Annotated in this window: 8 protein-coding genes and 1 pseudogene; 5 read left to right on the forward strand and 4 right to left on the reverse strand. The window is 47.1% G+C overall.

The genetic code is table 11. The features are described 5' to 3' along the window. Window positions 1-86: 86 nt before the first annotated feature. Both uvrA and ONT18_RS01615 read right to left on the reverse strand, forming a co-directional pair. The gene (gene uvrA, locus ONT18_RS01610) at window positions 87-2,927 is read right to left on the reverse strand and encodes an excinuclease ABC subunit UvrA (RefSeq protein ID WP_118151220.1); all 2,841 of its coding nucleotides are present in this window, start codon (window positions 2,925-2,927) and stop codon (window positions 87-89) included. A 27-nt stretch (window positions 2,928-2,954) separates the two neighbouring features. Beyond that, window positions 2,955-3,263: pseudogene (locus tag ONT18_RS01615) on the reverse strand (T9SS C-terminal target domain-containing protein); the annotation flags it as partial. Window positions 3,264-3,502: 239 nt separating this feature from the next. Here ONT18_RS01615 and ONT18_RS01620 point away from each other — a divergent pair. The 4 genes from ONT18_RS01620 to ONT18_RS01635 all read left to right on the forward strand — a co-directional run bounded on the left by ONT18_RS01620 (window position 3,503) and on the right by ONT18_RS01635 (window position 7,937). After that, the gene (locus ONT18_RS01620; protein ID WP_264903753.1) at window positions 3,503-4,897 is read left to right on the forward strand and encodes a PBP1 and LysM peptidoglycan-binding domain-containing protein; all 1,395 of its coding nucleotides are present in this window, start codon (window positions 3,503-3,505) and stop codon (window positions 4,895-4,897) included. A gap of 41 nt (window positions 4,898-4,938) precedes the next feature. Continuing rightward, window positions 4,939-5,700 (forward strand): porin family protein, encoded by a 762-nt coding sequence (locus tag ONT18_RS01625; RefSeq protein ID WP_264903755.1) that lies wholly within the window; start codon window positions 4,939-4,941, stop codon window positions 5,698-5,700. Between the two features lie 63 nt (window positions 5,701-5,763). Then, the gene (locus tag ONT18_RS01630; RefSeq protein ID WP_264903757.1) at window positions 5,764-7,140 is read left to right on the forward strand and encodes an MFS transporter; all 1,377 of its coding nucleotides are present in this window, start codon (window positions 5,764-5,766) and stop codon (window positions 7,138-7,140) included. Window positions 7,141-7,262: 122 nt separating this feature from the next. After that, window positions 7,263-7,937 (forward strand): hypothetical protein, encoded by a 675-nt coding sequence (locus ONT18_RS01635; RefSeq protein ID WP_264903759.1) that lies wholly within the window; start codon window positions 7,263-7,265, stop codon window positions 7,935-7,937. 209 nt (window positions 7,938-8,146) lie between these two features. Here the strand turns inward: ONT18_RS01635 and ONT18_RS01640 are convergent, their stop codons facing one another. Then, on the reverse strand, window positions 8,147-9,022 hold the full coding sequence (locus ONT18_RS01640) for a sigma-70 family RNA polymerase sigma factor (protein WP_006847025.1): 876 nt from the start codon (window positions 9,020-9,022) through the stop codon (window positions 8,147-8,149). A 302-nt stretch (window positions 9,023-9,324) separates the two neighbouring features. Between ONT18_RS01640 and ONT18_RS01645 the strand changes: the two genes are divergently transcribed. Further along, complete coding sequence (locus tag ONT18_RS01645; RefSeq protein ID WP_118063179.1) at window positions 9,325-10,851, forward strand: peptide MFS transporter; 1,527 nt, start codon at window positions 9,325-9,327, stop codon at window positions 10,849-10,851. 63 nt (window positions 10,852-10,914) lie between these two features. Here ONT18_RS01645 and ONT18_RS01650 read toward each other — a convergent pair whose 3' ends face one another. Next, window positions 10,915-13,077 (reverse strand): S9 family peptidase, encoded by a 2,163-nt coding sequence (locus ONT18_RS01650; protein ID WP_264903761.1) that lies wholly within the window; start codon window positions 13,075-13,077, stop codon window positions 10,915-10,917. Between the last annotated feature and the right edge of the window lie 23 nt (window positions 13,078-13,100).

Here is a 13,100-nt window from a genome sequence, read left to right on the forward strand (position 1 = left end):
ATATTGAAATAAAAATTCCCCAACCCACTTAAGAAAGTAGGTTGGGGGATTTTTTCTTCTGCCACAGCCTTCGTTCCTATCCTGATTTATTCAGGTTTCCCTGATTTCTTCAGCAATGGGGCGAGGAACTTATAGGTATATCCCTTCTGCTGCTTCACCATTTCTTCTGGTGTTCCGGCAAAGAGGAGCTGACCGCCGCCTCGTCCACCTTCCGGCCCCATGTCGATGAGCCAGTCGGCGAGTTTGATGACATCGAGATTGTGCTCGATGATGATGACCGTATTGCCACGGTCTACCAGTTTCTGGAGTACATCCATCAGAATGCGGATGTCTTCGAAATGCAGACCGGTTGTCGGTTCATCGAGAATATAGAGCGTCTTGCCTGTATCACGCTTCGAGAGTTCTGTAGCCAGTTTTACGCGCTGACTTTCACCGCCAGAGAGGGTAGTGGAACTCTGTCCTAACCTGATGTATCCGAGACCTACATTCTGTAAAGCCTTGATCTTCTGCAGAATTTGAGGAACATTCTCGAAGAAATCTACCGCCTGGTTGATGGTCATGTCGAGAACATCGGCTATGCTCTTTCCCTTGTATCTTACCTCCAGCGTCTCGCGGTTGTAGCGTTTGCCGTGGCATACCTCACAAGGTACGTAGACATCCGGCAGGAAGTTCATCTCGATGGTCTTATATCCGTTACCCTTACATTCCTCGCATCTTCCACCTTTCACATTGAAGGAGAATCTGCCCGGCTTGTAACCGCGGATCTTTGCTTCGGGAAGTCCTACGAAGAGTGAGCGGATATCGCTGAACACGCCTGTGTAGGTAGCTGGATTGCTGCGAGGCGTTCTGCCAATCGGACTCTGGTCTACATTCACTACCTTGTCAATATTCTCGATACCATCGATGCTCTCGTATGGCATCGGTTTCTTGAGCGAACGGTAGAAATGCTGCGAGAGGATAGGCTGGAGGGTCTCGTTGATGAGAGTAGATTTGCCTGAGCCGCTGACACCCGTTACGACAATGAGTTTGCCGAGTGGAAAATCTACATCCACCCCCTTGAGGTTGTTGCCCGTAGCTCCGTGAATGGTGATATGCTTGCCGTTGCCTTCTCTGCGGAGGGCAGGCACCTCAATAGCCATCTTGCCGTTGAGATACTGGGCGGTGATGGTATCGGTCTTGAGCATCTCCTGAGGTGTGCCCTGAAAGACAACTTCACCTCCCTTGCGTCCCGCCTTCGGACCGATATCTACTATCCAGTCGGCAGCCCGCATCATATCTTCATCGTGCTCCACCACAATAACGGTATTGCCCAGGTCGCGAAGTTCCTTCAGACTGTTGAGCAGACGTTCGTTGTCGCGCTGGTGCAGACCGATGCTCGGCTCATCGAGGATATAGAGCACGTTGACCAGCTGGCTACCAATCTGAGTAGCCAGACGGATGCGCTGGCTCTCGCCACCCGAGAGAGAAGCTGACTGGCGGTTAAGCGAGAGATAATTGAGTCCCACATCGAGGAGGAAGGTAACGCGTGAGCGCAACTCCTTGATGATTTCGTGAGCCACCTTCGCTTTCATCGAAGGCAGATGCTGTTCCACTTCTTCGAGCCAATCGCGCAGTTCATCGATGTCGAGACTGGCTACTTCGGATATATTCTTATCCCAGATCTTGAAAGAGAGCGATTCTTTTTTGAGTCGCAAACCATGGCATTCAGGACATTCGATGGTAGAGATAAACTGGTCGGCCCATTTCTTGCCCGCCGCACTCTCGTCATCCTCCATCACCTTCTGCAGGTAGTCGATGATGCCATCGTAGGCGCAGAAATAGTCGGTAGATGTATGTACCTTTTCTTTCTCAATCTTCACGTTTTCGAGCGAACCATAGAGAATTTCCTGCATGGCATCGCCCGGAATCTCGCAGATAGGTGTCTTCAGGTTGAGGTCATACTTGCTGAGCAATGATTCTATCTGCCAGAAAATCATCTGGTTTTTGTATTTGCCGAGCGGAGCGATGCCGCCTTCATGGATGCTGAGTTTATCATCGGGAATTACCTTCTTGATATCAATCTGGTTCACCTTCCCCAGACCCTTGCAATGCGGACAGGCACCTTCGGGAGAGTTGAAGGAGAACATGTTAGGAGCTGGATCCTGGTAGGCGATACCCGTTACAGGGTCCATGAGACGCTTGGAGTATGTCTTGGCCTCCTTGGCACCTTTCTCAAGAACCATTACCATGCCGTCGCCCTGTTTCATAGCCGTTGCCACACTCTTGCGGATGCGTTCCTCATCTTCTTCCTTCACCACCAGTTTATCGACCACAGCTTCTATATTGTGGTTCTTGTAGCGGTCGGTTTTCATATTGGGAACGATTTCGAGGATGTTGCCGTCGAGTCGCACGTAGAGATACCCCTTTCTACGCATGCTTTCGAAGAGTTCGCGATAATGACCCTTGCGCTGGCGTACGAGGGGAGCGAGCAGGAAGATAGCCTTGCCCTTATAATCGCTGAGAATCATGTCGATGACCTGTTCCTCGGTATATTTCATCATCTCCTCGCCACTCTGATAGCTGTAGGCAGTACCGGCGCGGGCATAGAGCAGACGGAGATAGTCGTAAATCTCGGTGGTAGTGCCCACGGTAGAGCGAGGATTCTTGTTGGTGGTTTTCTGTTCTATGCTGATGACCGGACTCAATCCCGTAATCTTATCAACATCCGGGCGTTCCATATTACCCAGGAAGTTGCGGGCATAGGCAGAGAATGTTTCGATATATCTGCGCTGACCTTCGGCAAAGATGGTGTCGAAAGCCAGTGAACTCTTGCCCGAACCCGAGAGTCCGGTAATCACGGTGAGGGAATCACGCGGAATCTCCACATCTATGTTCTTGAGGTTGTGGACCCGTGCGCCCCATACATTTATCTTTTCTTCTGAATTCATATTCCAATTCTGCTAATTGCTGTTTGCCTAATAGTTACTGTTCTGCTCTTCGGTATAACCTCTGAGCAGGTTGACATCACGTTTGATGTTATACACAACGCCATCTGCCCCCTTCGCCTTGACGAGACAGAAGTAGACACCCTCCTTGACCGGTTTTCCGCGGTAGGTGCCATCCCATCCCGTGGCAGGGTCGGTCCATTCATAGAGTTTCTGTCCCCACCTATTATATATATAGGCGTGGAACTCCTCAATGTTCCGGTAACCATCCTTGGGCTTGTAGATGTCGTTGATGCCATCGCCATTTGGAGAGAAGGCATTCGGCATGAGAAGAGAACTGACCTTGGTCGTCTCTTCTGTGTTGTCCTCCTCGTCGTCGTTGACTTCCTGAGCGTGTAATTGACACGTTAAAAGTGGCAACATGATGCAAAGTAATGCTATTTTTCGTCTCATTTCTAAAATAATTTGTGCAAAGATAATAAAAAGATGAGAGATATTGCGTCAGATGCAAGATTTTTTGTATTTTTGCAGATGAAAACATGAAATATTTGAAGATATCGTTAAAAAAATCTTGAGATATGAGACAAAAAATGAGATATTTCCTGCTGTTCGTTGGGCTTCTGCTCAGTGTCAGCATTGGCGCGCAGACTATAAAATGGCGCGACATTTACACGGTTAAGAAGAAAGATACTATCTTTGGTATCGCCAATAAATATGGATTGAGCCTTCCTGAACTGATGGATGCCAATCCGGAGATGAAGCGTGAGGGATACATGCTGCAGAAGGGAGCTACGCTCTTTATTCCATACACCAAAGACCAGAAGAATCCTAATCAGGTGAACGGTCAGAAGTCGGGGAATGGGGCGACGGTTCAGAAAACTGCTACAGCTCCGGCAACCTCAAAGGCTGCTGTTGCCAGAAATGCGGTAAAGGTAGGCGTGATGTTACCTTTGCATAATGTTGATGGCGACGGCAAGCGAATGGTGGAGTATTACCGCGGTTTGCTGCTGGCTTGCGAAACCCTGAAGCAGCAGGGCGCCGATATAGATGTGCATGCCTGGAACGTTCCTATTGATGCTGATATCCGGAATACACTCTTGCAGGAGGGCGCTAACCAATGCGACATCATCTTTGGTCCACTTTATACCAAGCAGGTGGCTCCGCTGACCAACTTCTGCAAGAACTACGGCATCAAAATGGTGATTCCGTTCTCTATCAGCGGAGATGACGTAGAAAGAAACAAAGAGATTTTCCAGGTTTATCAGAGCGATGATGCGCTGAATGATGCGACCATCAAGGCATTCCTGAGCCGATTTACCAATGTGCATCCTATCTTTGTAGACTGCAATGATTCTACTTCGAGAAAGGGCAACTTTACGTTCGGTCTGCGCAAGGAACTGGAACGCAGGAAAATCAATTATAGCATCACCAATGTGAATTCAAGTGTCGAGCAGTTTGCCAAGGCTTTCATGCCTTCCAAGCAGAATGTGATAATCCTGAATACGGGACGTTCGCCACAGTTGACTCAGGTATTGAACAAACTCGACGAATTTGATGCGAAGTATCCGGGTGCAGCCATCTCTCTCTTCGGCTATACCGAATGGCTGATGTATGCCAAGTATAATCTGGAAAGATTCTATAAGTATGATACTTATATCCCTTCCACCTTCTATTATAACCCGAACTCAGCACAGACCAAGGCGCTTGAGAGCCGTTATGAGCGATGGTTCCATCAGCCTATGATGGTGGCACAGCCAAGATTCGCCATCACCGGTTTCGATCACGGAATGTATCTGATTCAGGGCGTCAAGAGATATGGCAAGAACTTTACAGGTGAGCGCCAGCAGATGACTTACCAGCCTGTGCAGACTCCACTCCGTTTCGAGAAGACCAGTAGAGGAGGATACAAGAACAAGAGTTTCCAGTTGATTCACTATACCTTTAATCATCAGATAGAGGCGGTGAAGTACTAGTTTATAGTTTACAATTTATAGTTTACAATTTATAGTTGATAATGAATAGAAATATTGGGCTGCTGATTCTGATGCTCATCTTCGGAATTCCAGTTTCGGCACAGATAGGAGAGCATCGTAATGATTTCGCCATCGGTTTTAATGGGGGCTATATGATGAGTAGCGTAGGATTCACACCCGAGGTACAGCAGAAGCAGCACGGCGGACTGACGGGCGGTTTCTCGATGAGATATACCTGTGAGAAATATTTCAAGACCATCTGTTCTATCTATGCCGAGGTAAACTATTCGCAGGCAGGATGGGAAGAGGATATCCTGGATATGGAGAATAATCCGGTAATTTTCACCGAAACCAAAGAGGCGATGGCTTACAAGCGTACCATTAACTATATTCAGGTGCCAATCTTTGCGCATCTGGCATGGGGTAGGGAGACAAGAGGACTGAACATCTTCGTGAATGCCGGTCCGCAGTTTGGTCTCTATCTGAGTGATTCGCAGAAGACCAACTTCTCGGTAGAGCACATGCCGGCAACCGACAATAACCGTGTAAGTCCGGTGGTGGCTCAGGATACGATGGCAGTCAAGAACAAGCTCGATTATGGTATCGCCCTGGGTCTGGGTGCTGAATACAGTATTCCGAAGGTGGGGCATTTCCTTGCCGAAGCCCGATACTACTATGGTCTGGGAAATATCTACGGTGCTTCTAAGCGTGATTATTTCGGAAAGAGTAATTATGGACAGATTGTTCTGAAACTCTCTTATCTCTTTGATATCACCAGAACGAAGAACGTGAAACGGAAATAGATGATAATTAATAATTGATAATTAATAATGATAACGGGTTTATCATTTATGTTTTGAAAAAAAATGAGTACAACAGAAAAAATGCAGATGAAATTGAGCGACTCTAAGTCAGCTCGCTGGACCGCCCTCCTCATCGTGAGTATCACGATGATGTTCGGTTACTTTTTTACAGATGTGATGTCTCCACTGGAGCCTCTCTTGACAGCAGCCAAGGGAGCAGAGAATGGTCTCGGACTCGGATGGAATTCGGATGAATACGGCTTCTTCTCTGGAGCTTACGGATACTTCAATGTGTTCCTCCTGCTCCTCTTCTTCGGTGGTCTTATCCTCGATAAGTTTGGCATCCGTTTCACTGGTATCCTTTCTACCGTCCTGATGTTTGGTGGAGCCTTGTTGAAGTGGTATGCTTTAGGTCATGAGTTTGACGGAACGGTTGCTGTACCATTCTTCGGTACTTACAGTACGCAGGTAGTGATAGCTGCTCTTGGCTTTGCCATCTATGGTGTAGGATGCGAGATATGCGGTATCACAGTGAGCAAGGTTATCGTCAAGTGGTTTACGGGCCATGAGTTAGCTCTGGCAATGGGTGTACAGGTTGCTACGGCTCGTTTGGGAACTGCTGCAGCTCTGAGTGCTTCTCTTCCTTTTGCCAAGGCAATGGGTGGAGTATCTGCTTCTGTTGCTTTGGGCGCTGTATTGCTTTGCGCTGGTGTACTGGTTTATCTGGTTTATTGTGTGATGGACAAGAAGGAGGATGCTTCTGCAGCAGCTGTAGCTACAGAACCGGAAGAAGGTTTCAAGTTTTCAGACTTGGGCGGTCTTTTCAAGACTGTAGGTTTTTGGTATGTGGCATTCCTTTGCCTGATGTTCTATGCCGGTGTATTCCCATTCCTGAAGTTTGCCACCAAACTGATGATTTTCAAGTATGGTGTGGATGCTAATTTGGCAGGTCTGATTCCTGCGATGTTGCCATTCGGTACCATCTTCCTCACACCGCTCTTCGGTAGTATATACGATAAGTATGGCAAGGGTGCTACGCTGATGATTATCGGCAGTTGCCTCCTGACCTTTGTGCACGTCATGTTTGCCCTGCCAATCAACTCATGGGTGCTTGCCATCGTGCTGATGCTCATCCTGGGCATCGCATTTGGACTGGTGCCATCAGCCATGTGGCCATCTGTGCCAAAGATTATCCCAATGAAACTCTTAGGAACTGCATACGCCCTTATCTTCTATATCCAGAACATCGGACTGGCTCTCATTCCGGTATGGATTGGTAAGGTGAACCAGGCTAACACGGGTGTTGATGGTGTTATCGACTATACCCAGACGATGACCATCTTTGCTGCCTTCGGTGTGATTGCTATTATCATCTCGTTCCTCCTCTTGTTTGAAGATAAGAGAAAGGGATATGGTTTGCAGAAGCCTAATGTGAAATAAGTGAAGAGCGAAGAACAAAGAGCAAATTGAGTGAAGAGTAAAAAACGAAGAGTGTAGAATCCGTTTGCTCTTTGTTCTTCTAAATCTTTGAAAGTATAATTTTTAAAAGAAAGGAAATAACCATGAATGCGACACCTGAATCATTGATTAAGGATTATGCTGACCCGATAGAGCAGCAGGAGATTGACAAGTTTGTATGTTCAGAGATGGGCAGACAGATACACCGGTATATCAAGGGTATGTCGGGTACCAAGCAAGCTATGTTGAAATTTGAGGAAAGGCTAGCCAGCCTCTCTGTACCAGAGAAGGAGAAGGCGATAGCCAAGTATATTGATCTGAACAGAAAAGCATTGGATGGTCTTGACTTGAAGATGATTCTGGTCCGTTCGGTAGCCAACTATTGTGATACCTTCCAGTATATGCTGGATTTTGTCAACGATAAGCGCAAGATGGTTTTCTATTACCAGCGCATCAAGGCAAAATACATTCAATATCATGAAGTATTTGAGCAGGATGGAAAGTTCGGTATGAAAGATCATCAAGGCAACATCTTACTCTCGCCAACTTATGATTTCTTGCGCACCTGCTACATTTATAATGATGACTTGAGCATCATGCCGGTAATAGCTGAGAAGAATGGCAAGATGGGACTGGTAATGCCGGATGGTAACGATATGGTAGTGGCGGATTTCCTTTACGACGAAATTTGCTTGCGTGATGAATATCCTTACTTCGAAGCATCAAAAGATGGCGAGAACGGATTTCTTGACAAGACTGGTAACTTTGTGAATAGTTAATAATGTGTACAATTAATAATGTATAATTAATTGAGGCGCAAGGCTTGAAAGAGAAAGGGCAATCAGGTTGGGATGAACCAACTGATTGCCCCTTTTTACTTTCGTTGCTATTAGCAACTTTGTTTTTATCTATTTTTCTCTCGTCTTCAAACCCTAGTGAAGAAAAGCAAAAGAATTCTTCACTCTTCGTTCTTCACTCTTCACTTAACTTATCCCAAGTACTTCATCAAGATTTTGATCTTACCGCTATCACGGAGCTTGATGATACTCTTTTCGCGAATCTGGCGAACACGCTCACGGGTAAGGTTGAACTCGCTGCCGATTTCCTCCAAACCCTTCTCGTGGCAACCGATACCATAGCAGTAGCACAGAATCTTGCGCTCACGGTCTTTCAATACAGAGTTGAGAACACGGTCAAGCTCGCTCGCCATAGACTCGAAGTCTACACCCTTGTCGGTACGGCTGTCATCACCCGAAGCCATCACGTCGACCATCGCATTGTCGTCATCATCGCTACCGAATGGAGCATCGATACTCATGTGGTGATTATCTGCCTTGATAGTCTGGTCGATTTTGCTTTCTTCCATCTTTGTGATTTGAGCGAGCTCAGCAACAGAAGGTTTGCGCTGGTTTTCCTGCTCAAACTTACTGATTTCTGCACTAATCTTACTTAATGCACCTACCTGGTTCAAAGGCAGACGAACGATACGGCTCTGCTCGGCAATAGCCTGCAGGATGCTCTGACGAATCCACCATACGGCGTATGAGATAAACTTAAAGCCGCGGGTCTCGTCAAACTTTTCAGCAGCCTTTACCAAACCGATGTTACCCTCGTCGATGAGGTCGGTAAGAGAAAGACCTTGGTGCTGATATTGCTTAGCAACAGATACAACGAAACGAAGGTTTGCTTTTACCAATTTCTCCTTGGCACGTTCTCCCTCACGACCGCCTTTGCGAATCTTCTGGGCAAGTTCGATTTCTTCATCGATAGAGACCATAGGCTCTCTACCAATCTCCACCAAGTACTTGTCGAGTGCTTCACTGGAACGGTTGGTTATACTCTTACTAATCTTAAGTTGTCTCATAAATATCCTTTTACCTTTCTATTTAGAATTTTTTGAAGTATTTTTGTGTATCCCGAAACCTCCTCATGGTTTCGGGGTGCAAAGGTACGAAAAAAAATGCAATTACGTTGTAATATAAACGGATTTTTTTTATCTGATTTGTCTGTATTTTAGAATTTTAGCCGATTTTCAGTGGAAAAGTGCTATGCGATGTGCGGTTTTTTGTGCAATAAGTTTGAAATATGGAATAATTTATGTATCTTTGCACAAAAATTGCGAGAAAAGAATAACTAAATAATAAAATAACAACAAAACAAAAAATTATGTTTGAGAATCAACCAAAAGGTCTGTGGGCCTTAGCTTTGGCAAACACGGGTGAGCGTTTCGGCTATTACACCATGCTTGCTGTGTTCTTGCTTTATTTGCAGGCCAACTTCGGTTTTGAAACCGGATTGGCAAGTACTATTTACTCTACATTCCTGATGATGGTTTATTTCCTTCCTATCATCGGTGGTATCGCAGCCGACAAGTTTGGCTTTGGACGTATGGTTACCACAGGTATCTTCATCATGTTCATTGGCTATCTTGTTCTCTCGCTTCCTCTAGGCAAGGACACCGTTGCCATTGCTGCCATGGGCATTTCACTTATCCTCATCGCTTTGGGTACTGGCTTGTTCAAAGGTAATCTGCAGGTGATGGTAGGCCGTCTCTACGACGAGCCACAGTATGCCAGCAACCGTGATTCCGGTTTCTCGCTCTTCTATATGGCTATCAACATCGGTGCTATGTTTGCTCCTACTGCTGCCATCAAGATTATGAAGTGGGCGCAGGAGAGCCTGAGCGTGTCGGTGGAAGATTCATACCACTTCGCATTCGCCGTGGCATGTGCTTCGCTTATTGTTAGTATCGCTATCTACTATGCCTTCAGCTTTACATACAAGCATGTTCTTGCTTCTGAGACCAAGAGTAAGGATGATAAGACTTCTGCTAAGGAGACAAACGAACTTTCTAAGGCTGAGACCAAGGAGCGCATCATCTGCCTCTGTCTCGTGTTCGCTGTGGTTATCTTCTTCTGGATGGCTTTCCATCAGAACGGTAATACATTGACACTCTTTGCCCGCGATTATACACAGAAGACTTCAGAGGGTCTGCAGTCAATGGCGTTCGATGTTACCAACCTCGTAGCCTGCATCTTCGTGGTTTACGGTTGTTTCGGTCTGGCACAGAGCAAGACTGGCAAGGGTAAGGGCATCTCTCTTGGCGTCATCGTTGCTGCCATCGCTTTCCTCTTCTACAAGTACAGCAACCTTGAAGGTGCCGTAGATGTTGAGGCTCCTATCTTCCAGCAGTTCAACCCATGCTATGTAGTGGCATTGACACCAGTGAGCGTTGCTTTGTTCTCATGGCTTCACAAGATTGGCAAGGAGCCTACATCGCCAGAGAAGATTGGTTTGGGTATGCTCGTTGCAGCTCTCGGTTTTGTATGGATGGCTGTAGGTTCTATGGGACTGGAGCTTCCTTTGACACAGGGCAATCCTGCTACAGAGGGTACACGTGTAAGTGCTAACCTCCTCATCTCTACATACCTCATCCTTACATTCGCAGAGCTTCTGCTTTCTCCAATTGGTATTTCATTTGTATCGAAGGTAGCTCCTCCAAAGTATGCTGGTTTGATGATGGGTCTCTGGTTTGGTGCAACAGCCATCGGTAACCAGTTGGTTATGATTCCTGGCATCATGTGGGGTCAGAACTTCAACCTCATTGCCATTTGGGGTGTTCTTGCAGGTATCTGTCTGGTTTCAGCTCTCTTCATCTTCTCTATCATCAAGAAGTTGAATCGCGTAAGCTAAATCTTAGAATTATAACATATAAAAAAGGCTTGCTTCATTTTTCGAAGCAAGCCTTTTTATATGTTATTTCTTCAACCACTTGTCTAACCAGCCGAAGAAGGTGCGCTGCCAGAGCACGCCGTTCTGTGGCTTCAATACCCAGTGGTTCTCATCAGGATAGATGAGGAGTTCGGCTGGGATGCCACGCATGCGGGCTGCATTGAAGGCGCCCATGCCCTGGTTGGCATTGATACGGTAATCCTTTTCGCCGTGGATGCAGAGGATTGGAGTATCCCACTTGTCTACAAACTTATGAGGACTGTTCTCGTAAGTCTTCTTGGCGTTGGCACTCTGGTCCTTGTTCCAGTAAGCATCCTCGTATTCCCAGTTAGAGAACCAAGCCTCCTCTGTATCGGTGTACATGCTCTCTAGGTTGAAAGCACCATCGTGAGCGAGGAATGCCTTGAAACGCTTGTTGTGATGACCGGCGAGATAGTATACTGAGAAACCACCGAAGCTGGCACCTACACAACCCAAACGATTCTTGTCTACGTAAGGAAGATTGTTGGCAGCATCATCAATAGCTGAAAGATAATCGTTCATGCACTGGCCTGTCCAGTCGCCAGAAATCTCTTCGTTCCATGCGCTTCCGAAACCAGGGAGACCGCGGCGGTTTGGCAATACGACTACATAACCGTTGGCTGCCATGATCTGGATGTTCCAGCGGTAGCTCCAGAACTGGCTTACCGGACTCTGAGGACCACCCTCGCAGAAGAGAAGGGTAGGGTACTTCTTGTTGGCATCGAAATTAGATGGCAACATGATCCATACCAGCATCTGCTTGCCGTCGGTAGTCTTTACCCAACGCTGCTCACACTTACCCATATTCAACTGGTTCAGAATATGGTCGTTCTCGCGGGTAATCTGCTCTACCTTGGTACTCTTGGCATCCTTGCCTGGAGTTACGATGTAGATATCAGTAGGATGACTCATGCTAGCCTTGGTAGCAAGAAGCTTGTTGCCGTTGTTGGCAAGCGAGATGCTTCCGTAGTCAGCCCACTCGTTGGTAATCTGCTTTACTTCGCCCTTGAAGTTTGCCTGATAGAGGTTCAGGGTTCCGTGCCATACACCGATGAAGCTGAGGCTCTTGTTGTCCTTGTTCCATACGAAGCCCTCTACGCTAGAGTCGAACTTCTCTGATACATAGTTCTTCTTGCCGGTAGCGAGTTCGTAAACACAGAGGCGGTTGCGGTCGCTCTCGTAGCCATCGCGAGCCATGCTCTGCCAAGCGATGTACTTGCCGTCAGCAGAGAACTGAGGGTTCACGTCGTAACCCGGATTGTTCTTCAGATTCTCAGGAGCGTTGACAGCCTGGTTCTTCATGCTCTTGGTAGCATCAATCTTAGGCTCTACATAGCCAGCCTCCTTGCAGAGGTTCTTTGTCTCGCGCGTACCTATATTATATAGATAGATATCAGAATCGGTAGAGATGGCATACTGAACGCCCTCCTTCTTACGGCAGGTATAGGCGATGGTCTTGGAATCCGGACTCCATGCCAGCTGCTCGATGCCACCGAATGGAGCCATAGGGCACTCGAATGGTTCATCCTTCAGGATGTCTTCGCCGGCATTGATGGTACCGTCTTCAGCCACATCAGCCACGAAAGGATGGAGAAGGCTCTCTACGTAGTGGTCCCAGTGGCGATAGTTCATATCAGTTACGAGACGGCCGGTAGCCAATGGAAGATCAGAAGGATTCTCCTTGATGGTTCCGTGGTAAGGGAGTTCCTTAATGAGGATCACCTTCTTGCCGTCAGGAGAGAAGCGGAAGCCCTGGATGCCCAACTTGTCGTTGGTGAGCTGTTTTCTGCCTGTACCGTCAGGGTTCATGCTCCAGAGCTGTCCGTCGCGGATGAAGGCAATCTTCTGTCCGCCCTGAATCCAGGCAGCATCTGTTTCGCTCTTTGCATCCGTGGTCAATGCCTTCTGGTTCTTGCCGTTGGCATCCATGATGAAGAGCATCTGATGACCCTTGTTCTCCTTTACACTGTAGTAACCCACCTGGTACACAACCTGCTTGCCGTTAGGCGAAGCTTCGGCGCCCCCGATACGTCCCATTGCCCAGAGAGTCTCAGGAGTCATCAGGTGGTTTTCTACCTTGATGTCATTTTTCTGAATCATAGTCTGTGCATCAGCAGCTGTGCCCATCGTGAGAGCCGCAGCAGCTAAAATCATAGCTTTAATCATGTTTCTAATTTTACTGTTATAAT

Origin of the sequence: Segatella copri, from assembly GCF_026015295.1 — a bacterium.
Lineage (GTDB): Bacteria > Bacteroidota > Bacteroidia > Bacteroidales > Bacteroidaceae > Prevotella > Prevotella copri_C.